Source organism: Trichococcus sp. K1Tr (assembly GCF_028309625.1).
GTDB lineage: Bacteria > Bacillota > Bacilli > Lactobacillales > Aerococcaceae > Trichococcus.
This window is the reverse complement of the sequence record NZ_JAQMHR010000009.1, coordinates 84,907-105,845: the sequence shown is the minus strand read 5'-3', so window position 1 is coordinate 105,845 and position 20,939 is coordinate 84,907. Positions and strand designations below refer to the sequence as shown.

The window sequence follows — 20,939 nt, the reverse complement described above, 5'->3', positions numbered from 1 at the left end:
AAAATGTGCGGTGACGATGGCAAGAAGGTCACACCTGTTCCCATCTCGAACACAGAAGTTAAGCTTCTTAGCGCCGATTGTAGTGAAGGGTTTCCCTTTGTGAGAGTAGGACGTTGCCGCGCTTTTTTTTTTGAAATAAAACATATATATCAGAATCACCATGTGCGGTGATGATGGCAAGAAGGTCACACCTGTTCCCATCTCGAACACAGAAGTTAAGCTTCTTAGCGCCGATTGTAGTGAAGGGTTTCCCTTTGTGAGAGTAGGACATTGCCGCGCATGTTTTTATATAAATAATCAGAAGGCTGTCGATGCAAATGTCGATTGCCTTTTTTGTTTGCCTCTGGGCTTACCCGGTTTGAGTCGATTTATTATATAAAATCTGGGAACCGTGCTAAACTATGTTTAAGGATAGTTGTCAGAAGGTGAGGGGGAATAAAGCATGGAAGATCTTGTTAAGACCAAAAATGGCTTCGCTTTGAATGATGAAAATGAATGTATGATAGCTGAAATTACTTATGCACCTTATGGCGAAGATAAAGTCATAGCCAACCATACTTATGTTGATTCCTCATTGAGAGGACAAGGTGTCGCTGAGATGTTACTGGACCGCCTTGTTGAAGAAATGCGGGCTGAAGGCAAAAAAATTGTTCCGCGCTGCTCATATGTTGTGGCGATGTTCGATCGCAAACGCGAAAAGTATGCCGATATCAAGGCAGAAATATAAAACTGTTCTCTCTTATTTTAATATAGATGAGAGTAGCGGGTCGGAATTAGGGGAAGTAGTTCCGGCTCGCTATTTTTTGTTGCGGAGAAATCCGCTAAAGTTAGTGAGCCTGTTTCCGAAGAGTTCAACTGTGATCGGTTTTACCTATTGACAAGATTAAGAAATGATGATAATTTTAACTATATTAATACAAGTCTTATCTGACAATAGCATGGGCAGCGATGAGAAGAGTAACTTTGGGAAGTACGTAAAGAGAGCTCCTGATTTGGTGAAAGGGAGCGTACCGGAACAGAGTGAAGATGGTCTTGGAGCCTTTAATCGGGTGAATAATCAGCTCGATTACGTAAGCAGGCGATATTCTGCAGAGTATAAAAGGGATATGCGATCACGCAATCACTTTATGTACTTTTTGAGGTAGGGATTGTGAGATCCTTATAAAAATGGGTGGTAACGCGAAGCTTTCGTCCCATGGTCGCAAGACTGTGGTGAGGGGAGCTTTTTTGTGCATAAGCGAGCTGTTGAAGAGCCAAGAGGAACTGTTTAATTATAAAGGAGTGGAAAATATGCCGATCAAAGTATCGAAGGATTTGCCCGCCATCAAAGAGTTGGCCAAAGAGAATATCTTCGTCATGGACGAACTTAGGGCCGTCACCCAGGATATTCGTCCGTTAAAAATCATCATCGTGAATCTGATGCCCACAAAACAAGCCACGGAAACCCAGTTCATCCGTTTGCTTTCGAACACTTCCCTGCAGGTGGAAGTATCCTTATTGCGGATGGAAAGCTATGATTCTAAGCATGTTTCCGAGCAATACTTGGACTATTTCTACAAGACCTTTTCGGACATCAAGGATCAATACTTTGATGGCATGATCATCACTGGTGCGCCTGTGGAGAATCTTGCCTTTGAAGAGGTGGAATATTGGCCGGAATTGGTGTCCATCATGGAGTGGTCAGCCAGCCATGTTTTCTCAACGATGCATATCTGTTGGGGAGCCCAAGCGGGTCTGTACCATCACTACAATATCGGGAAGTACCCTCTGAAGGAGAAACTGTTCGGTGTGTTCAAGCACAAGATCACCGACAGCAGAACGATGCTGCTCCGAGGTTTTGATGATGAATTTTTCATGCCGCATTCCCGCCATACTGATGTCCGCAAAGCGGATATAGAGGCCTGCAGTGAGCTTGAAATCCTTGCGATATCCGAAGAGGCAGGGGTCAGCGTTGTCCGCAGCAGGGACAACCGTTTTGTGTTTGTGACGGGTCATGCCGAATATGATTTTGATACGCTCGATAAGGAGTACAAGCGTGACGTCGCTTTGGATCGGCCCATCAATATCCCAATCAATTATTACCCTGATGACGATCCGAGCAAGCGTCCGGTGGTACGATGGCGCGGTCATGCCAATATCCTCTTCGTGAATTGGCTGAATTACTTCGTTTATCAGGAAACGCCATATGATTTGCAGCGTATCCATGAATTAAGGAATAAGGCTGCTAAAGATTAAAAGTTTTTACGGAAGCTGTTGTTGTCGTGCTGACCTCTGTAAAGGGATTTTTCTAGGTATGCAAAGAGGACAATTTCAATTTGACGAAATTGTCCTCTTTACAAATCGACAAAATTTATTTATAATTTGTTGTGTTGTGGTTCACTTGTTGAGTGAATCCATCGCAAGGCCGGCTTAGCTCAGTTGGTAGAGCATCGCACTCGTAACGCGGAGGTCACAGGTTCAAATCCTGCAGCCGGCATAATCATTTTTTAAGATATATCAAGTCTTTCGGGATGCTTGATATATCTGTTTTTTTTTGAAATTTTTAGCCGAAAAAAATTTCATATTTGTTGAAAAAGAAATTGCCTCCAGAATACGTATCTATTGAGTGAACGGCATTCATGAAGAAGGCAGCAAATTTGGAAAAAAACGATCAGCAGCACTTCCTGGTTAACATGGACAAGAAAAAAATCAAGGAACCGGCCCGACTGACTTGGGCAGGGGACAGCACGATCACAGGGATGGCTGCAACGCATCCTCAGTCGGTTGTTCTTAGGTTTTTTCAGGAGACGTTGCTGCGGCGGTAGGCTACAGAACGCTTCACGCGCATGATGTTTTCTTCACCAGGAAAATGGACAGGGTTTATAGGCTGCTGGTTGTACATTTCGAGTACATCCAGAACATCGGTCGACAATTCGCGGATATCGATCAAGCCGTACATGCGCGGTGGCAAGATGTAGATGGGTTTGTCGGGATTGGTGTTTTTGACCATCTTTTTGACGTCATAAGTCAGGTGCGGACAGCAAACAACAATATCGAACCGATCCATTTTTTCCTCGGCGATCATGAACGGGGAGAATTCGATTTCAAATTGGTCTTCCAACTGGTATTGCTGGATGTCTTTTTTTACTTTTGCCGCCAGCGCGCTGGATGAAAATCCGCCGCCGCAGCATAACAGGATATGGATCATAGGGTTTCCTCCATTTTTTTGATAGGTACATCATAGCATTCAATGGAAGCGCTTGAAATGTTTTTTGTACTTTTCCGGAATGGTATCCTTCTTTGCATACCATATTTTTTTCAATGGAAGGGGCCTATGGTATGATGAAGGAAACAACAAGTAGGACTTTTCCTGAAAGGGGTGAGGGATGTGCTGCAGGCATTCCGATTGACGTTTGAAGAAAAACGGATGTGGATTACTTTGGGAGGCAGTGTCCTCTTTGCGTTCGTGCTGGCGATTGGTGTCATTCTGCTCGACACGCGGTTGATCACGGCGCTTGATTATTTTCCGGCCTTTTTGCTGACGAGCGTCAACTTGGCCAAATCCATACTGAGCCTGTTGGCAGGATCCCTCTTCTCGGTGGCCACCTTCACGTTTGCTACGATGCTGTCAGTCATTTCCTTCTACTCCTCCAACTTCAGTCCGCGGACGGTGGAAAATTTTCTTTTGCACCAGACCTCCATGCAGACGTTGGGAATTTTTCTGGGGGGCTTCATCTACTGTCTTTCATCCTTATTCTTTATGCGCAGTTCGGAAAATGAACAGTTGGTCATTTCCGCGACGGTCGCCCTCGTCTATGCCCTAGCCTGTGTCGTCTACTTCATAAAGTTTGTCTATAATGTCGCAACATCCGTGCAATTGGAAAAACTGGTGAATAAAATCTACAAAGAGGCGGATACGATAGTCGATGAGACGATCGCATACTTTCAGGAGAAACCGGTGTTTGACCATCTGCCCCAATTAGAGACTTTGCATCAGTACACGGTCCATGCTGATAGGAATGGTTATGTGGAATACATCAACTTCGATCGTTTGGTGGAGCTGAGCACAGAATTTGAGGGGATCACGGTATTGCGCTTCAGGATTGGGGAATTTCTTTCTGTCAATGAACCGTTGGCCATTTTTCACACGAACCGGAAATTGGAGGCCGAGCCGCGGCTGCAGGAAGTGCTGAACCACAGCTTGACCTACGAAACGGAGCCCTCCACGATGTTCGATCCGAATTTTGCCCGTAAAAAAATGATTGAGATTGCGCTGCGGGCAGTTTCGCCGGGAATCAACGATCCGAACACTGCGATTCACATCCTGCATTACAAGGCCTTGTTGGATGCCAAGTTTGCCCGTCTACCCGGAAGATTTGTTTTGATGGGAGAGGAAAAGAAGGACTTCGATGAGGAAACATTGCGATATAGCGGCTGTGTGTTCTATGATTTCAATAATTTCTCCAAAGACTTATATGAAAGCTATTGGCAGTTGATCCATTACATGAAGACGGATATTTCCGGAGTAGTTGCCCTGTTTGATTCGTTGCTGACGGTTGCTTATGCCGCGCATCCGAAGAAATTGAGCTACATAAAGGATTACAGCAATTATTTGTCCAATCTGACGGGGCCGAATTTCACGGAAAGATTGGACCGGCAAAACATCGAGGAACGGCAGCAGCGCATTCTGGGAATCGCCCGCGACGAAGAAAAATAAAGAAGAGGAATTCGAGCGTGCTCGAGTTCCTCTTCTTTACGCTATACGGCTTCACTGAACGGTAGTCTCAGGCATTCATTTCTTATTCTTGCCGGATAGGATGTCGGGCTTGATTTGAAGGAGAGATTCATAGGATTGATCTTTCGGCCGGATCGTTCCGGGATCAGCGAAGAAATCGTTCGTCAATGCGACGATAGGTCCGACCAGGCCGATCAAAGCGATCAGATTCGGGATCGCCATCAGCCCGTTCGACAAATCGGAAATCTCCCAGACGACATCCACGGTCGCTGTGGCTCCGTAGACGATGGACCCGATGAAAAGGATCCGATAGACAAAGATCGTTTTTTGGCCGGCGATGAATTCGATCGCTTTTTCTGAATAGTAGTACCAAGCGATGATGGTCGCGAAGGCGAAAAGGACGATGCCGATGGAAATGATGTATTCCCCGCCTGGGATGACGGCGCTGAATGCGCGGTTGGACATCTCCGTGCCATCGATCGAGGCGTCTTTCCAGGTTCCGCTGATGATGATCACTAGGGCAGTGATGGTGCACATGATGATCGTATCGAAGAAGACTTCGAAAGCCCCCCAACAGCCTTGACGCGCCGGATGGTCGGTGTTGGCTGTGGAGTGGGCAATCGGTGCGCTGCCGAGGCCGGCTTCATTCGTGAACACTCCGCGTGCTACACCAATCCGGGCGGCATACATCAAGGAAGCTCCCGTAAAGCCACCGACAGCCGCCGTGCCGGTGAAGGCATCCGTGAAAATCGTGGCGAGAGCGGAGGGGATCTGATTACGCTGCACAATCAGGATAAAGATGGCCGCGCCTGTGTAAATCAGCGACATGAAGGGAATCAATTTCTCCGCGACGCTTGCGATCCGCTTGATGCCCCCCACTACGACCAAGGCCACAAAAAGACCCAAGAGCAGTCCGCTTACCCAAGCAGGGATTGACACAGCATCCCTCAAGCTGCCGGCTACGGCGTTCGCTTGGACGATGTTGCCGCCGCCGATCGAGGTAAAGGCCGTAAACAAGCAAAACAGATAGGCCAGCTTGGGAAAACCCAGGCCTTTGCTGATGTAATACATCGGGCCGCCCACATATTCACCTTTTGCGTTTTTCTCGCGGTAGGCGAGCGCTAGGGTGGTTTCCGCATATTTCGTGACCATGCCGAGGATAGCGGATGTCCACATCCAAAAGATGGCGCCTGGTCCGCCGACGCTGATGGCAACGGCCACCCCGACGATATTGCCGGTCCCGACCGTTCCGGCCAGAGCCGTGCAGACCGCTTGGAAAGGTGTGATTGTGCCGGCTTCGATTTCCTTCGGCTTCCGGAAAACCGTCTTCAGCGTGTTGGCCATCACTGTCCCGAAGCGGGTGAAGATGACGGCTTTGGTCTTGACAGTCAGATACAGCCCGGTCCCCAGCATCAGGACCAGCATGGGGATGCCCCAGATGATCGTGTCGTTGAGCCATTTTACGATTTCCATCATGATTGCCTCCTTTGTCGGAGTACCGACAGGAACAATAAGCGCTTCAGCGGAAGGATAAATTTCTCCATATTACTTTATATTACTTTATTTTTGCGCCCGTACAGACTGCTGACGGTGAGCGAGGTGCCGACCAAGCCCAAAATGATGATGTAGCCGGCGATGAAACCGGCCGAGATGTACCCGCTGAGCGTCAATGCAAAAGCGGCCAACAGGTCAGCGCCTTGGTAAGAGAGCGAGCTGAAGGCCAGATAAGAAGCTTGCTTATCTTCAGGGACAAGGTCGACTTTGCGGGCATTGATGTTCGGGGAGGAAGCCAACTCGCCGATGGTCGCCAAGATCATTAATGGAATCAGGATATAGATATTGTTCATGATGGCAATCAAACCATAGCTGACAACACAGACCACAAGTCCGTAAAGGATCGTCGCCTTTTCGGATCTCTTTTCAGTGAAGCGCGAGACCAAGAAAGTGAAGCCGACGACAAGCAGCGTGTTGAGGACCTGCAGCAGACTGAGCATCCTGACGCCATCGATCGGAACCGTGAAGAGCGTCAGCGTTTCGAACTCCTTCGAAAGCCGGACGGCGGTGTAGGTCTTCAGCGAAAATTCGGCCGTGTTGAAAAGCGCCATGCCAAGGATCAAAAAGAGCCAACGGGTATCTTTAGCGGCGATGCTGTAGTTCGAAAATAGGTCCTTCAGTCTGTTGTTATGCTGTTTCTGAGCGGTGGCATTGGTGTAGTCCAACTGGCTCCGAAACAACAGGGCCATCGCCAGTTGCGCTATACCGGCCACCAGAAACAGTTGGAACAGGAAGTGCTGAAAAAGGAACCCGCCAAGCGAAAAGCCTAGCGCCATCGACAAATTGAAGGTCCAATATTGCCATTGGTAGGCCTGTTTCCGATTTTCGACGGTGGTGCAGTCCATCAGTACGGCATCGTATGCAGGTGAATAGAGATTGAAGGAAATGCCGCAGACGAGATAACCGAGAATCAACCACCCATCTGCCGAAAGCAGGCCTAAAAATCTGAGGGCAATCAAAAGCAAAGAGCCTCCATACAGACTCTGGAAAAGATACAGGATTTTCTTTCTTTGAAAATTATCCGCCAGATAACCGCCGACGATGCCGGCCAAGAAGCTGACGATCACGTTTGTCATGACGAGCAGGCCGGTCAGCTGCGCATTGAAGATGCCGGCCAGATAGATTACTAGGAATGGGATCGTGCAGGAATAGATCAAACTGTTTATGAAAGAACTGGCCAAAGTCGATCGGATGTTCTTTGAGAATGTTGTTGCCATAAATCACCTATCTTATAAAAGTTTCTATACATTGAAAGTATCATAGCTGCCGGGATTTTTCCAGCCGGAGCCGCCTGTAAGCGCAAGGCAGCTTTACTTTTTCCTGCTAAGAAAATCTTAATTTTCTTTTTATGGACAAAATGTCGGGAAGTGTTTATAATCGGGGAAGAAAATCCGACTTTAGTCAGAGGCGGGCACACATTAGTTGCATTATACTGAAGACACGAAAAAAGGAAGCGTTGTCAGCGTGTGCGGTTCACGGAATCGATAAGGTAAATTCACAGGAAATTTATGTTTGTCGGGTATAATCGGAAGTAGGGCAACACCAAAAAGTGATAAGAGGTGAAGAAGTGGAATTGGAGAACACCACCCATCAAGGGATTGCATTCAACCGCAAGATCGTCCAGATTTTGACGGTAGCGGGAACCGTTGCGACACTTCTCTTAGGCATTTGGATCTATCGGACAGGCTTCTTTGAAGCTGAAGGCAGTTTGAAAGCGATGTTGGATGGAATGGGCATTTATGCACCCATCATTTTCTTGCTGATCCAAATCATTCAGGTCGTCTATCCCATCATTCCGGGCGGAGTAACAATCGTAGTGGCTCCACTTGTTTTCGGTCCGCTTTGGGGATTCACATACAGTTTCATCGGTGTGTTGATCGGTTCGATCATCAATTTCATCTTGGCTCGCAAATATGGGAAAACATTCGTAAGAGCATTCGTTTCGGAAGAAACCTACAGAAAATATTATGGTTGGTTGATAAAAGGAAATCGTTTCGAATGGCTGATGGCCTCAGCCTTTGCGCTTCCCGGCTTCCCGGATGATTTTCTCTGCATGGTCGCCGGTCTGACGAAAATGTCCATGAAGCGTTTCCTAGTCATTTTCCTCCTGTTCAAGCCGATTACCCTGTACTTCTATGGCATCGGTGGAGCATCGATTGTGACTTGGGTGTTTCTGAACATGCCGACGCTCATCAAAGGCTGGTTAGCCATTCAGCCGGTATTGCAATAAAATCCAAAACAAAAACGATGAGCCACGGGGGCGCATCGTTTTTTTACGCTTATTTTCTTCTGACCTTCATCAAGGCAGTTGCGATGAACGGCGCAATAAACCCGGCTGCGACGGCTTCGCCGAGTCCGTTGGTTGCGACGATGCCGGCCAGTACCTTCAACAAGTTGGACGGATCGACATTCAGGGCTGTGGCGTATTCATTGCCGTAGAAGAGGGCTATGAATCCCAACACAAGCACTGTGTTGGTCAGCGAGCCCAAAACGGCTGCGATGACCATCCCGCGTTTTTCCTGTTTGCGTTTCAGGAAAGCATGGAAAACAAGTCCTGCCACAAGCCCTACCATGACGCGCGGCACGACTGCGATGATCGGATTGGTCCAGAGCAGCAGATCCAACGGGGATGCCGGCAGGGTGTAGGCTTTGACCATGCGCGCCAAGCCCCAGACAAGTCCGATCAGCATGCCATCCTTCGTGCTCAGGACGAAAGCGGCTACGATGACCGTGATGTGGATGATGGTCGGATTCAGCGGTGGAATGGGAATGTTGCCCAGGAAGGGAACGAATGTCTGGATGATGATGAACGCAGACAGAATGCCAAGAATGGCGATGCGGTACGTTTTATTTTTTTGTGGATTCATTAGTGCTCAACCTCTTTTGTATTTGCATTTCGGCAAGCGCCGATATATAGGTATTCTACCAAATAGTTCCGAAAAAAAATAGCGGAAGCGGAAGTCCTTTTATTATGATACGCAATTATTTTATTTTAGGGAGAAAAAGGGTAAAATAGCAGTATAGAGCCAGAAAGGAAGCCGCCATGAAAAAAATTTTTATAGGTTTGATAAGTGGTTACCAGAAATTTATATCGCCACTGTTCCCACCGAGCTGCCGGTATTACCCGACCTGCTCGAACTATTCGGTCCAAGCCATCCAAAAACATGGCGCAATCAAGGGCAGCCTAATGGGCATCGCACGCATTCTCAGATGTCATCCTTTCGTCAAAGGCGGCTACGATCCGGTTCCGGAACAATTCAGCATCCGCCGCAACAAAGAAGACGAACACAGCCACCCGGAGCATGAACATTTCCATGAGCACTAAGATTTTTCGGATTTTCCCATTTCAACAATCAAAGGAGAGATTAAAATGGATGAATTAAAGAAGATTTTCTTAGCAGGTGTCGGCATCACTTCCACTTCGATCGAGAAGGCTGAAAAGCTGATCAATGAGATGGTCGAAAAAGGGCGCGTTACGGTCCAGGAAGGAAAAGAGCTGCAGACGGAGTTGACCCGAAAAGCCTCGGGCATCGTGCCGGCGACGAAAGCGGAACTCGATAATCTGCCGTTCGCTAAAAAAGAGGATGTGGAGGCGCTAGAAGCCAAGATGGACGCGATCAACGCCAAACTGGATCAATTGTTGAGCAAATAAGCAACCGTAAAAGTTGAAGGAGGGGTCAGGATGGCAAGAGACGAACGGTTGCATGAAATAGTCCGGATCCTGTCCTCTTACGGGCTGCAATTCCTTTACCATAACCAGGTGAAGCCGAGCCGAAAAGATCAAGATCCGGAGAACCTTCGTCTTGCTTTCGAGAAACTCGGGCCAAGCTTCATCAAGATCGGCCAGATCCTTTCCACGCGGATCGACATTCTCCCGCAGGCATTCGTCGAAGAATTGGCGCATCTGCAGGACAAGGCCCCGGAATTCCCGTTTGCGGAAGTCGAACGCATCTTTATGGAAGAAACCAAACTGTCATTAGGCGAAGCCTTCCTGTCCATCGATGAAAAACCGCTCGCCAGCGCATCGATTGCCCAGGTCCATCGGGCGGTTCTCCGTACCGGGGAGGAAGTGGTCGTGAAAGTGCAGCGCCCGATCATCGATGATCTGTTGATCCGGGATTTGGATATCCTGATCCGCCTCAGCAGAAAAATCCCGAAGGAACTGGTTGAGGTAGTCGATCCCAAAGAAGCGTTGGAGCAAGTGAAGGCGAACACCTTGATCGAACTGGATTTCCGCAATGAATCCCAGCTTCTGCAGCGTTTCCGGGACCTTAACGCCAACATCGCCTGCATCGGCGTCCCGAAGATCTATTCCGGGCTTACGACGCGCAGGGTACTGGTGGAAGAGTACATCGAAGGCACCAAAATCACCAACCGCGAACAGTTGGATTTGCTTGGCTATGATTTGGACGACATCAGCCGCAAATTGATGCTGGCCTATCTGAAACAAGTTTTCCACGACGGCTTTTTCCATGGGGATCCCCATCCCGGCAACCTGATCGTCAAAGAAGGCAAAATCTATTTCATCGATTTTGGCATTATGGGAGATCTGTCGGAGCCTACGAAAAAATCGCTGAACGATATTCTCCAGGGCTTGGCCTCGAAAGATCTTGATCGGATGGTGAAAGTCTGTCTGGAATTGGGGACGCCAAAAGGACGGGTTGACAAACGCAGTCTGTACGCTGATGTCGAGTTGCTGTTCGATATGTACCTTTCGAACAATATGCTGAACGTGAACCTGGGCACTTTCATCACCGATTTCATCCGGATGTTCAAACGGCATAACATCGCCATCCCGAGCGATCTGACAATCCTCGCGAAGTCTTTGTCGATACTGGAAGGCGTTTTTCTGGAAATTTCCCCTGAGTTGAACCTGATTTCGATCGCGAAGGATTATCTGAAGGAAAGTTTTACGCTTACGACGCTGATGCAGAAATTTTCTGCGGAAAAATTGGCTTTGCGGGGCTATGCCTTCATCAAAGACAGCAGCGAGATCCCAAGCAGCCTGTTGGCTCTGCTGAAGCAGACGGCAAGCGGCAGGACCATGCTGCGGATCGACGTCGACCAGCTGGATGACAAGTGGAAGGACGTCAAAAAAATGTCCAACCGCGTCGTCATTTCTTTGGTTGTTGCCGGGTTGCTTTTGTCATCCGCCATCATGTCGGGCACGCCAGGAGGGCAGTTCCTGGGGCAAGCGGGCTTTGTGATCGCCGGCTTGTTCAGCATCTGGTTGCTGATTTCGATTTTTCGTTCGGGGAACCTATGAGTGCAGAAGTTTGTGCTTTTTTCAGAGTTACCTCCGCATTAAAAACTGTTAAAAATTGAAAAGAACCTCTTGAAAATCGATTGCCGCTGTTATATCATATATTGGTCAGCTTTTTAAGGAAAGCTAACGGAGGGATAGCGAAGTGGCTAAACGCGGCGGACTGTAAATCCGCTCTTTCGGGTTCGGCAGTTCGAATCTGCCTCCCTCCACCATTGGGCTATCGCCAAGCGGTAAGGCAACAGACTTTGACTCTGTCATTCGTTGGTTCGAATCCAGCTAGCCCAGTCAAACGAGCTTATGAAGCTCATTGGAAACGAATAGTTTGTCTAAAAAGGCGTTCCTGAAATCATTTTTGATGATTTTGGGGCGTCTTTTTGCATTCTGCGGCATTGATTCCTGCTTGTCATGATAGAAAAGTTCATAATTTAGTAAAAAGTTTAAACAAAAAAACGTGATATGATGGATGAGGCGTATGTTTCAAAAAAATAGACAATTATCGAAGAGAAAGCAGGGGAAATACAATGGCTAAATGCACAGATTGCAACGTTGGTTTGATTGAAGGACTGGGTCTGTATTCGCAAGGGGTTTATCTTGTTGAGTTGGCGAAGGAAAAAACATTGAACGGACACACAAAAGCGGCTTTGGAAGCGGCTGTTTGCCCGCAATGCGGCAAAGTATCGTTCTACTTGCCTGAAGAAGAATTGGCGAAACTGGTTGATTGATTTTTATCATCACGAAAAAAACGAGCCCGGGATTAATTTCCTGGGCTCGTTTTGCTTTTCGTATTTAATGTTCGTTTGGATCGTTTTTTGCGTCTTCGTGGGTCGGGTGGACGGTTCCGGGCACGTGGTCAGGGCCTGCGTAAATCGTATACAGCTTGAGTGGTTTGTCCCCTGTGTTGGTGATGTTGTGCCATTTGTCGGCAGGGACAAAGACAGCATCATCGTCGGATACTTTCTGTTTGAAATATAGATCATCCTCTGAATCGCCCATCACGCAAACACCGTCGCCTTCTTCGATGCGGATGAATTGGTCGATGCCATGGTGGACTTCCAATCCGATGTCATCGTTCGGTTGGATCGTCATCACCGTCACCTGTAATTTTTCGCCGGTCCAGATTGTGGTGCGGTAGTTTTCGTTCTGCAGGGTTGCGTCCTCGATATTCACTACGTAAGGTTTTTTGCCGTGGTCCTTAAAATCGATACTCATTTGAATTCCTCCTAATTTAAATTAATTATCTTATTGTAATCATTATAAACTAAGTATAGCAATGTGAGCTGGATTTGCAAACGATATTCTTCAGCTGTGATCGATTGCCCATCTGCTTCCATTGTAACGCTCCTGAAGCGCTTTCTCAAGGAATCACTTCCATTCGGTCGGATTATTTGTGATATAATTGACGATATAACTTTGAACGTGGAGGTGCGCATGTGTCAATCGATTGGGGAGAAGTGATCACCTGGAGCAATGCCTTTGATATAGTGGATATCCTATTGGTATGGTATCTGGTCTACAAGTTGATCATGATTTTAAAAGGTACGCGTTCCATTCAATTGCTGAAAGGTATCGGGATCATCGTGCTGATCAAACTGGCTGCTGTCACGCTTCAGTTGCAGACCATAGATTGGATCATGAACCGCGTCATCCAATGGGGTGTCGTGGCGGTCATTATCGTGTTCCAGCCGGAAATCAGAAGAGGTTTGGAGCATCTGGGCAAAACAGGATTCAGAAAGAAAGCCAAACGCTCGGTCAATATGAGCGAACGCTTGGTGACGGAGTTGGACAAGGCTGTCCAATATATGGCAAAGCGGAAAATCGGAGCGTTGATATCCATCGAGCAGCAAGGTTTGCTGGATGAGTACGCTGCAACGGGGATAAGAATCGGCGGAGAGGTAACCAACCAGCTGCTGATCAACATTTTCATCCCCAACACGCCTTTGCATGACGGAGCGGTCATCATCCAGGATTACAAAATCGCGACCGCAGCCAGTTATCTGCCGCTATCAGAAAGTTCCTTCATCCCGAAGGAGCTGGGAACGCGGCACCGTGCCGCAATCGGACTGGGTGAAGTCAGCGATGCCATCACGATCATCGTTTCGGAAGAGACCGGGGGCGTCAGCATTGCCCATAAGACGAGTCTGTTGCGCGAAATGAACCGCGATGATTTTGTCGCCTACCTGACGGATCAATTGGTCGTGGAGGAAGAGGAAGAAAAGACTACCAATTTCATTCAGGATTTCTTTGACAATACGAAGTGGGGTGGTTCTGAATGAGAAAGCAGCAAGACGATAAGTTTTTGGAAAACAAGTGGGTCGTCAGAGGCCTCTCTTTCGTGATTTCCTTATTGTTGTTCGCCTATGTCTACTCAGAAAACTATGGCTGGTCCACGAGCACCAGCAACAGTTCCATCAGCACAAGCAAGCGTGAGACCATTTCGAATGTCCCAATCCAAGTGAACATCGACACGGACGAGTATTTCATTTCAGGATTGCCGGAAACGGTGGTGTTGGCCCTGACCGGTCCGGAGAGCGTACTCGTGCAGACGATTTCCGCTGCGGATTACCGCATCGTCACAGAAGACCTGGATGAACTGGGGCCAGGCAACCATACGATCCAATTGACCGCCGAAAATCTCTCGAATGAAATCGACTATGCGATCACGCCATCGCGTGTAAATGTCGTCATTGAAGAGCGGGTTGCCATCGAGAGCACAGTGGAAGTCCGCTTCGATGAATCATTGGTCAATCCGCTGTATCTGGCGGGCGTTCCGGAACTGAGTGCGGATACCGTGACGTTAACCGGACCAGCCTCGACCATAAGCCGTGTGGATAGTGTTTACGTGACGGTTGCGGCTGAAAATGGCTTGACAAATACTGTGAATATGAATACTGTAATACAAGTAGTGGACGCAAGCGGGAATAAGTTGAATGTTTCCGTCGATCCGCAAGAAATTTCCGTCCGGATTCCGATCTCCCTATACGGGAAAGAAGTGCCGTTGGTCATCCAACAGATCGGGGTGCCGCTTGAAGGCAAAATCTATACGATTGAAGTGGATGGGGAATCCAGTGTGACCTTGACAGGCGATAAGTCTGTGCTTGCCGATATCGATGAAGTGATTCTGCCGGTCAGTGTCACGGGTGTGGAGAGCAACACCACCCAAACACTCACGATTCCGGTCCCGAATGACACTTTGACGGCTACGCCGACCACAATCAAGGTAAACATCCGCGTGTCGGATGCTGCCGAGGCCGCAGCCGATTCGGAGGCCACCACTGATGAAGGGGAATCCTCCTCTTCCGCCGACGAAAGCAGCGCCATCGCATCTTCGGCTTCAGACAATCAGGACAGCGAAGCGAGTCAATCGGAGAGCAGCTCATAAAATCAAAAATCAAACAAATCCATGCAAAGAAAATAAATGAAAGATCTAAAGGAGATTACAGGTAATGGGTAAATATTTTGGAACAGACGGTGTCAGAGGCGTTGCGAACAGCGAATTGACGCCGGAATTAGCTTTCAAATTAGGCCGTTTTGGAGGATATGTCCTAAGACAGCATGCTAAAGATATCGCACATCCGCTTGTTTTGGTTGCGCGTGATACGAGGATCTCCGGTCAATTGTTGGAATACGCATTGGTTTCCGGCTTATTGTCGGTCGGTATCGAAGTATTGCAATTGGGAGTCATCCCGACACCCGGCGTCGCTTATCTGACACGCATCCAAGGTGCCGTTGCTGGGGTCATGATCTCTGCATCGCACAATCCCGCAGGCGACAACGGCATCAAATTCTTCGGAGCTGACGGTTTTAAACTGTCGGACGAACAGGAATACGAAATCGAGGCCTATTTGGATCAAGAAGGGGACGATTTGCCGAGACCTTCCGCAGACGGCTTGGGTACGGTGGATGAATATCCTGAAGGCGTCCTGAAATATGCACAATATTTGCAGACGACCATCCCGGATGATCTTTCCGGCATCACAGTCTGCCTGGATGCGGCAAACGGGGCAACTTCTCCGATCATCAATCGCCTTTTTGCGGATTTGGAAACGGATTTCTTTACGATGGGCGCAAATCCTGACGGCATCAACATAAACAAAGGCGTCGGTTCTACGCATCCGGATGTCCTAGGTAAATTTGTCGTTGAGAAAAAAGCCGATGTCGGCTTGGCATTCGATGGCGACGGCGACCGCTGTATCGCTGTGGATGAAAATGGACGCATTATCGATGGCGACCGGATCATGTTCATCTGTGGAAAATACCTGAAGGACCGCAACAAACTGAACCACAATACGATCGTCTCCACTGTCATGAGCAACCTGGGTTTCCATTTAGCGGTGGAAGCTGAAGGAATGACTGCCTTGAAGACGCAAGTCGGCGACCGTTATGTTGTTGAAGAAATGCGCAAAAATGGCTACAATTTGGGCGGCGAGCAATCCGGACACGTTGTCTTCCTGGAAATGAACACGACCGGGGATGGCCTTTTGACGGGTATCCAATTGCTGAATGTCATGAAACAGACCGGCAAAAAACTTTCCGAACTGGCCGATGAAGTGACGCTTTACCCGCAAGAATTGGTGAACGTGCGCGTTTCCGAAAAAGAAGGCGTAATGGAGATTCCGGCTGTGAAAGCAATCATCGAAGAAGTGGAAGCTGAAATGGCAGGCAAAGGCCGCATTTTGGTGCGCCCAAGCGGAACAGAACCTTTGTTGCGCGTGATGGCTGAAGCTGAAACGGATGAAAAATGCCATGACTACGTTATGCGCATCGTAAATGTCGTAAAAGCCGAAATCGGCATCTAAGATAGAGAGACTGTAAAACATTTTAGGTCGTGGAACACTGCTAGGGTAGTGTTCCACGGCGTTTTTTTATTTAGCGGTTGGCGATGGACAGTAGACTCAATGAGTCGTTTGGAGCGGTCATTTAGAACAATAATTGCAAATATACACAATCTTAAGTTTATGGTTATAATGTAAGCGAAACCAATGTGATGCGAGGTTGGCAGGTTAATGATAGGGAGGTGCGATCATGATAAAATCAAAACGATCCTATGCACAGGAAGATCTTTTGGAATTGCCTAAAATAAGGAGAATTGGCCATTACCTTAGCGGAATGATCATGCCGAACGTGGGTGTCTTCATCACATGGGGGATCATTACGACGCTTATTCAATATCTTCAGGGGCCGCTCCAAGATTCTTTTCTTGAAATGGATCACCTTATGATTCAATTTCTCCTCCCAGTGCTGATCGCTTATACCGGGGGACGATTGATTGAGAAACGTGCCGGGGTAGTGGCGGCCATTGCGGTGATCGGTATGCTCGTGGACTCAGAAGACCCGCAAATTCTGGGTGCCATGGTAATCGGACCGTTGATTGGCTGGACCGTTTTTCTGTTCGATAAATATCTTTTGCCTAAAGTCAAAGCGGGTTACGAGATGTTGGTCCGTAATTTTTCGGCGGGAATCATCGGTATGCTGTTCGGCTATTTGAGTCTTGTTCTCATCGGTCCTTTCATTGCGAGCGTCACGCAGCAAGTGGGTCTGTTTGTCGGATGGCTGATCCAGCGGAATCTGCTGTTGTTCACCAACCTTTTTATAGAGCCGTTGAAGGTTTTGTTCTTGAATAATACACTCAACCACGGTATCTTGACGCCGCTGGGGATTGAACAGGCGGGGGATGCGGGAACATCAATTTTGTTTTTGATCGAAACCAACCCCGGGCCGGGGTTGGGGGTTCTGTTGGCCTTCATCTTGTTCAGCCGAAAGGATTTGAGGGCCACAGCAAGTGGTGCTTTTATGATCCATCTGTTTGGCGGAATCCATGAGATCTATTTTCCATTTGTTTTATTGAATCCGCTGTTGTTTGCAGCCGTCATTTTGGGCGGTATGAGCGGCACTTTGATTTTCGAAATGTTTCAAGTGGGGCTGAAAGTTCCGGCTTCCCCTGGATCGATCGTGATGATTTTGGCGAATACGCCGCAAGAGATGCTGCTGGGAGTTGTTGGCGGCATTGCAGGAAGCACACTGGTAAGTTTTTTGATCGCTGCCTTCGTGATCAGGAAAGACCAGACAAAAAAAGAAATTTCAGAAAAGGTGACGAAAGTGACGGAAATTCGGAAAATTTTATTCGCATGCGATGCGGGTATGGGTTCAAGTGCCATGGGAGCCAGCCTGATGCGGCAGCAATTGAAGGAGAGCGGAATTTCGATACCGGTGGACTACACTTCCATTTACCACGTGAACGATGATCCCCACCTTTTGCTTATCACCCAGAATGAGTTGAAGCATTTGGCCGAAATCCAAGCCCCTCACGCACAACTTGTCACAATCGGAAATTTTTTGGACCAGGAAGAGTATGCGAGAGTTGTGGCCCTGCTGACCGATGAACAAGAAATAAAAGGGATCCCGGAAGCACTAGGAGAGACACTTCCTTATCAAAAAGTCGTCTTTTTGTATGCGGATGGTGTGCGGGGTTCGCAGACGATGGCGGTGCAAGCGTTCCGGAACTTAGCGGAAAAGCATAATATCAGGGTCGACATCGAAAAGCAGCCATTGGAACAGCTGATTGCGGATCAAAGGAATCTGTATATCGTCACTGAAGCTTTTGCAGCTGAGAATGTCCTGCCGGAGTGTCCGCTGCTGGTCGTCGGGCATCTTATCGCAACGAACAAATACGAGAAACTATTAAGGGGAGATTTGTCAGATGTTTCTAACTCCTAGAGAGACCATCATTTTAAAAGAATTGCTGCATTCCGCCTCGCCGGTTACCGTGGAACGCTTGATGAGCCTGCTGAAAGTCAGCAAGCGTACGGTTTACCGCGAGTTGGCAAATCTCGAGCTTTCTTTGGAATCCATCGGCGCAAAGCTGGAGAAAGAGAGCCGGGGCCGTTTCCGCTTGATTGCGGAGGATGCCGCAAAAGTAAAAATCCTATCCATTGTGTCTGAGGATGAGCCTTCCGAATTATCCGCCACGGAACGCCAACATGCCATTTTGCTGCAGCTGTTGAACAGCGACGAGCCGATCAGCATGCAGACATTCCTGGATGAATACTTGATCAGCAACACAACATTTTTTGCCGACATCAAACAGCTGGAGCTGCGCTTGGCGCGGCTGCCCTTGACGATCACGAGAAACCGCGGCTATGAACTTGCCGGCAGCGAAAAGTATCGCCGGCTCCTGCTGGCCAATATTCTGGGAATCGAAATCAACGAGTACCACTTCTTCCACTTTTCGGAATTGGAGGATAAAGAAAGTTTCTTTATGCAGTTTGTCAACCAGGAGCAGCTGCTTTTTGCTCAAAAATTGGTGCGGGAAATCGTCGAGCCCCGCTTTTCCGACTTGAGTGATCGGAAACTGGAGTTTTTGATTTTGATGCTGACGATTTCCATGGATCGCGTTCCGCGAGGCCGCCAACTGGTGGAAGATTCCTATGCGGGACAAATCAATAAGGAGCTTTTGGATTTGGCGAAGCAAATTTTTGCCAAAATCGCAGCACACACGAAGCAATTGTACGCGGTCAGCGAAGTCGTTTTCTTCGCTAACCTGTTGGGCGATTTCTTCAGTGACTTGGACAACGATTTTTTTAACGAAAGCTTCGATACGCGCTTGGCTTATCAAGTGAAGCAATTGATTGAAAACGTCAGCCAGGATGCCGAAGTCAATTTCTTTGAGGACAGCAATCTCTACAAAATGCTCTTGACGCACCTTTCCGCGGCGTTGAGCCGCGCCATCCTGAATCAAGGGAACCTCAACAATCCCATTCTGGAGCGGATCATGGGCCAATATTCGGAAGTTGCGGGTGCGATCAGCAAGGCCTTGCCGAAGGTGTTCCCGCAGCAGGAATTCTCCGAAGAGGAGATCGCCTATATGGTGCTGCATTTTGCCAATTCCCTCGAACGCAGCCCGAAAGTCATCGCGGTGGATATCGCCGGCATTTCCCCGAGCGGCTTGGCCTCGACGCGGATGCTGGAAATGCGCTTGCGGAAACATTTTCCGTTCATCAATGAGATCGTCTTTTTCCGCATAGCCGACCTCGGAAAACTGAATCTGGAAGAGAAGTTTGATTTGACCATCTCCACTTCATTGTTGCCGGGGTACAGCGGGAAATACTTACTGATTTCCCCGTTGCTTTTGGAGGACGAAATCAAGCAACTCAAAGAAGCGTTCCGTGCAATCGATCATACGAAGCGGCATGTTCAACCCGCGGCGAAACCGAGCCTGCCCGAAAATGATGACTATCAGGAAGTCATGACGTTCATCGATGAAATCAACCAGTTGCTGAAGCACTTCTTCGTCAAGACGTTGGAAAACAGCGCCAGCATTTCCGAAACCGTCGCTTTGGCCGTGAAACACATTTCCTCGGAAATCGTTGCGGACCCGGCAAAAGTCCGGGATAAATTGATGAACCGCTATCAGCAAGCGCCGATTGGGATCCCAAATACCCATTTTGCTTTGTTCCATGCCTCCCACGCCGCTGTCCTGCAGCCTTGTTTTTGTGTCTTTGATCTGCAGACGCCCTTGGAAATAGTCGGTATGGACAAAGAGACGATGACCTTGACGCGGATGCTGGTCATGCTGGCCCCTGACCCGATCGAAGAGAATGTCGCTAAGATGCTTGGGAAAATCAGTGGAGCGATCATCATGAACGATCTGGGGATGGAGATTTTCAATTCCGGCAACGAAGCGATCATCTACCAACTTTTGTCGGCGCTCCTGATCGAGGAAGTCAAAAAGTAAAAAAGAAGTGAGGAGTCCGTATGATTACGATCAAAGATGAGCATATTCTGTTGGATAAAACCTACAGCACAGCCGAAGCGGCGATCATCGCCGCCGGGGAATTTCTGGTGGTGCAAGGTTTGGTGTCCCAGCCATACATCCAATCGATGCTGGCGCGCCACCGTAAAGTGAGTGTCTATGTCGGTAATTTTGTCGCTTTGCCTCACGGGGACAGCGAGGCAAAGCCCTATATTGAAGAAGAAGGCATCTGCTTGATTCAGGTGCCTGACGGCGTCAACTTCGGCAGTGACAAGGAACCGCAAATCGCAACCATTCTTTTTGTGGTGGCCCTCAAGGAAAAACAATTGGAAGCTTTGCAGGACATCGCTTTTTTCTGCTCGGATATCGAAAACGTGATGGCGTTGAGCGATGCCAAAGATCTGCGGGCGGTCCAAACCATTCTCCAAAACAGCTAGCAGGTACAAGTCAAAATAAGTGCAAAAAGCAAGCAGCATCCCACCCGGTGGAATGTTGCTTGCTTTTTTTGCGCCTGCTAACCGGAGGAGCGCGAAGGAATGAGGGCACAGCTCCGGTAAAGAGTACGTTAACCGGAGATTGCCGGTAATAACCCTACTTAACTTCGATGAAGCTATGCTTATCGGAGATCACAAGCAGAATGTGGGCCGAACTCCGGC

Annotated in this window: 20 protein-coding genes, 3 tRNA genes and 2 rRNA genes; 20 read left to right on the top strand and 5 right to left on the bottom strand. The window is 48.3% G+C overall.

The window, feature by feature from the left end; all coding sequences use genetic code 11:
- Window positions 1-6 precede the first annotated feature (6 nt).
- The 6 genes from rrf (PH235_RS12650) to PH235_RS12625 all read left to right on the top strand — a co-directional run bounded on the left by rrf (PH235_RS12650) (window position 7) and on the right by PH235_RS12625 (window position 2,804).
- Window positions 7-122, top strand: a 5S ribosomal RNA gene (gene rrf, locus PH235_RS12650).
- 41 nt (window positions 123-163) lie between these two features.
- Window positions 164-279, top strand: a 5S ribosomal RNA gene (gene rrf, locus PH235_RS12645).
- 163 nt (window positions 280-442) lie between these two features.
- Window positions 443-727: a GNAT family N-acetyltransferase gene (locus tag PH235_RS12640; RefSeq protein ID WP_272162686.1), complete on the top strand. Its 285-nt coding sequence runs from the start codon at window positions 443-445 to the stop codon at window positions 725-727.
- Window positions 728-1,290: 563 nt separating this feature from the next.
- The gene (metA, locus tag PH235_RS12635) at window positions 1,291-2,235 is read left to right on the top strand and encodes a homoserine O-acetyltransferase MetA (protein ID WP_272162685.1); all 945 of its coding nucleotides are present in this window, start codon (window positions 1,291-1,293) and stop codon (window positions 2,233-2,235) included.
- Between the two features lie 168 nt (window positions 2,236-2,403).
- Window positions 2,404-2,476 (top strand) — tRNA-Thr (locus tag PH235_RS12630).
- Window positions 2,477-2,636: 160 nt separating this feature from the next.
- Window positions 2,637-2,804, top strand: coding sequence for a hypothetical protein (locus tag PH235_RS12625; protein WP_272162684.1), 168 nt, complete (start codon window positions 2,637-2,639; stop codon window positions 2,802-2,804).
- Here PH235_RS12625 and PH235_RS12620 read toward each other — a convergent pair.
- A complete protein-coding gene (locus PH235_RS12620; protein WP_272162683.1) occupies window positions 2,780-3,187 on the bottom strand; it encodes a hypothetical protein in 408 nt (135 codons plus the stop codon). The two genes, PH235_RS12625 and PH235_RS12620, sit on opposite strands and share 25 nt — an antisense overlap.
- Window positions 3,188-3,367: 180 nt before the next feature.
- On the opposite strand from PH235_RS12620, the gene PH235_RS12615 reads away from it, so the two are divergent.
- Complete coding sequence (locus tag PH235_RS12615; protein WP_272162682.1) at window positions 3,368-4,696, top strand: DUF2254 domain-containing protein; 1,329 nt, start codon at window positions 3,368-3,370, stop codon at window positions 4,694-4,696.
- Between the two features lie 75 nt (window positions 4,697-4,771).
- Here the strand turns inward: PH235_RS12615 and PH235_RS12610 are convergent, their stop codons facing one another.
- Together PH235_RS12610 and PH235_RS12605 are read right to left on the bottom strand one after the other, a co-directional pair.
- Window positions 4,772-6,190 carry an alanine/glycine:cation symporter family protein gene (locus PH235_RS12610; RefSeq protein ID WP_272162681.1) on the bottom strand — a complete coding sequence of 473 codons (1,419 nt, stop codon included), beginning with the start codon at window positions 6,188-6,190 and terminating at the stop codon, window positions 4,772-4,774.
- A 74-nt stretch (window positions 6,191-6,264) separates the two neighbouring features.
- Window positions 6,265-7,485 carry an MFS transporter gene (locus PH235_RS12605; RefSeq protein WP_272162680.1) on the bottom strand — a complete coding sequence of 407 codons (1,221 nt, stop codon included), beginning with the start codon at window positions 7,483-7,485 and terminating at the stop codon, window positions 6,265-6,267.
- 350 nt (window positions 7,486-7,835) lie between these two features.
- Between PH235_RS12605 and PH235_RS12600 the strand changes: the two genes are divergently transcribed.
- A complete protein-coding gene (locus tag PH235_RS12600) occupies window positions 7,836-8,498 on the top strand; it encodes a TVP38/TMEM64 family protein (RefSeq protein ID WP_272162679.1) in 663 nt (220 codons plus the stop codon).
- 49 nt (window positions 8,499-8,547) lie between these two features.
- Here the strand turns inward: PH235_RS12600 and PH235_RS12595 are convergent, their stop codons facing one another.
- A complete protein-coding gene (locus tag PH235_RS12595) occupies window positions 8,548-9,135 on the bottom strand; it encodes an ECF transporter S component (protein ID WP_272162678.1) in 588 nt (195 codons plus the stop codon).
- A 176-nt stretch (window positions 9,136-9,311) separates the two neighbouring features.
- Between PH235_RS12595 and yidD the strand changes: the two genes are divergently transcribed.
- From yidD to PH235_RS12565, 6 genes are all read left to right on the top strand, one after another.
- Window positions 9,312-9,593 (top strand): membrane protein insertion efficiency factor YidD, encoded by a 282-nt coding sequence (gene yidD, locus PH235_RS12590; protein ID WP_272162677.1) that lies wholly within the window; start codon window positions 9,312-9,314, stop codon window positions 9,591-9,593.
- 45 nt (window positions 9,594-9,638) lie between these two features.
- Window positions 9,639-9,920: a phasin family protein gene (locus PH235_RS12585; protein WP_106450588.1), complete on the top strand. Its 282-nt coding sequence runs from the start codon at window positions 9,639-9,641 to the stop codon at window positions 9,918-9,920.
- A 30-nt stretch (window positions 9,921-9,950) separates the two neighbouring features.
- On the top strand, window positions 9,951-11,534 hold the full coding sequence (locus PH235_RS12580) for an ABC1 kinase family protein (protein ID WP_272162676.1): 1,584 nt from the start codon (window positions 9,951-9,953) through the stop codon (window positions 11,532-11,534).
- A gap of 128 nt (window positions 11,535-11,662) precedes the next feature.
- Window positions 11,663-11,746: transfer RNA gene (locus PH235_RS12575), tRNA-Tyr, on the top strand.
- A gap of 1 nt (window position 11,747) precedes the next feature.
- Window positions 11,748-11,819: transfer RNA gene (locus PH235_RS12570), tRNA-Gln, on the top strand.
- Between the two features lie 236 nt (window positions 11,820-12,055).
- On the top strand, window positions 12,056-12,256 hold the full coding sequence (locus tag PH235_RS12565) for a hypothetical protein (protein WP_272162675.1): 201 nt from the start codon (window positions 12,056-12,058) through the stop codon (window positions 12,254-12,256).
- A gap of 64 nt (window positions 12,257-12,320) precedes the next feature.
- Here PH235_RS12565 and PH235_RS12560 read toward each other — a convergent pair whose 3' ends face one another.
- A complete protein-coding gene (locus PH235_RS12560; protein WP_086989505.1) occupies window positions 12,321-12,743 on the bottom strand; it encodes a cupin domain-containing protein in 423 nt (140 codons plus the stop codon).
- Between the two features lie 221 nt (window positions 12,744-12,964).
- Between PH235_RS12560 and cdaA the strand changes: the two genes are divergently transcribed.
- The 6 genes from cdaA (at window position 12,965) to PH235_RS12530 (ending at window position 20,720) form a co-directional block, all read left to right on the top strand.
- Entirely contained in the window at window positions 12,965-13,807 is an 843-nt protein-coding gene (gene cdaA, locus PH235_RS12555) for a diadenylate cyclase CdaA (protein ID WP_272162674.1), read from the top strand.
- Window positions 13,804-14,913, top strand: a complete 1,110-nt coding sequence (locus PH235_RS12550) for a CdaR family protein (protein ID WP_272162673.1) — start codon at window positions 13,804-13,806, stop codon at window positions 14,911-14,913. Before cdaA ends, PH235_RS12550 begins: the two co-directional genes overlap by 4 nt.
- A gap of 64 nt (window positions 14,914-14,977) precedes the next feature.
- Entirely contained in the window at window positions 14,978-16,330 is a 1,353-nt protein-coding gene (glmM, locus tag PH235_RS12545; RefSeq protein ID WP_272162672.1) for a phosphoglucosamine mutase, read from the top strand.
- A gap of 226 nt (window positions 16,331-16,556) precedes the next feature.
- The gene (locus PH235_RS12540; RefSeq protein WP_272162671.1) at window positions 16,557-18,248 is read left to right on the top strand and encodes a PTS transporter subunit EIIC; all 1,692 of its coding nucleotides are present in this window, start codon (window positions 16,557-16,559) and stop codon (window positions 18,246-18,248) included.
- Window positions 18,232-20,265 (top strand): BglG family transcription antiterminator, encoded by a 2,034-nt coding sequence (locus tag PH235_RS12535; RefSeq protein WP_272162670.1) that lies wholly within the window; start codon window positions 18,232-18,234, stop codon window positions 20,263-20,265. The genes PH235_RS12540 and PH235_RS12535 overlap by 17 nt, the downstream gene beginning before the upstream one ends.
- Before the next feature lie 20 nt (window positions 20,266-20,285).
- The gene (locus tag PH235_RS12530) at window positions 20,286-20,720 is read left to right on the top strand and encodes a PTS sugar transporter subunit IIA (RefSeq protein ID WP_272162669.1); all 435 of its coding nucleotides are present in this window, start codon (window positions 20,286-20,288) and stop codon (window positions 20,718-20,720) included.
- Window positions 20,721-20,939: the final 219 nt, after the last annotated feature.

Bases quoted from the DNA above. Each gene is read 5' to 3' on its own strand.
- PH235_RS12580 (WP_272162676.1), top strand. From the start codon at position 9,951: ATGGCAAGAGACGAACGGTTGCATGAAATAGTCCGGATCCTGTCCTCT.
- PH235_RS12605 (WP_272162680.1), bottom strand. From the start codon at position 7,485: ATGGCAACAACATTCTCAAAGAACATCCGATCGACTTTGGCCAGTTCT.
- PH235_RS12585 (WP_106450588.1), top strand. From the start codon at position 9,639: ATGGATGAATTAAAGAAGATTTTCTTAGCAGGTGTCGGCATCACTTCC.
- PH235_RS12535 (WP_272162670.1), top strand. From the start codon at position 18,232: ATGTTTCTAACTCCTAGAGAGACCATCATTTTAAAAGAATTGCTGCAT.
- glmM (WP_272162672.1), top strand. From the start codon at position 14,978: ATGGGTAAATATTTTGGAACAGACGGTGTCAGAGGCGTTGCGAACAGC.
- PH235_RS12640 (WP_272162686.1), top strand. From the start codon at position 443: ATGGAAGATCTTGTTAAGACCAAAAATGGCTTCGCTTTGAATGATGAA.
- PH235_RS12610 (WP_272162681.1), bottom strand. From the start codon at position 6,190: ATGATGGAAATCGTAAAATGGCTCAACGACACGATCATCTGGGGCATC.
- metA (WP_272162685.1), top strand. From the start codon at position 1,291: ATGCCGATCAAAGTATCGAAGGATTTGCCCGCCATCAAAGAGTTGGCC.
- PH235_RS12530 (WP_272162669.1), top strand. From the start codon at position 20,286: ATGATTACGATCAAAGATGAGCATATTCTGTTGGATAAAACCTACAGC.
- PH235_RS12595 (WP_272162678.1), bottom strand. From the start codon at position 9,135: ATGAATCCACAAAAAAATAAAACGTACCGCATCGCCATTCTTGGCATT.
- PH235_RS12565 (WP_272162675.1), top strand. From the start codon at position 12,056: ATGGCTAAATGCACAGATTGCAACGTTGGTTTGATTGAAGGACTGGGT.
- PH235_RS12550 (WP_272162673.1), top strand. From the start codon at position 13,804: ATGAGAAAGCAGCAAGACGATAAGTTTTTGGAAAACAAGTGGGTCGTC.
- PH235_RS12620 (WP_272162683.1), bottom strand. From the start codon at position 3,187: ATGATCCATATCCTGTTATGCTGCGGCGGCGGATTTTCATCCAGCGCG.
- PH235_RS12560 (WP_086989505.1), bottom strand. From the start codon at position 12,743: ATGAGTATCGATTTTAAGGACCACGGCAAAAAACCTTACGTAGTGAAT.
- yidD (WP_272162677.1), top strand. From the start codon at position 9,312: ATGAAAAAAATTTTTATAGGTTTGATAAGTGGTTACCAGAAATTTATA.
- PH235_RS12540 (WP_272162671.1), top strand. From the start codon at position 16,557: ATGATAAAATCAAAACGATCCTATGCACAGGAAGATCTTTTGGAATTG.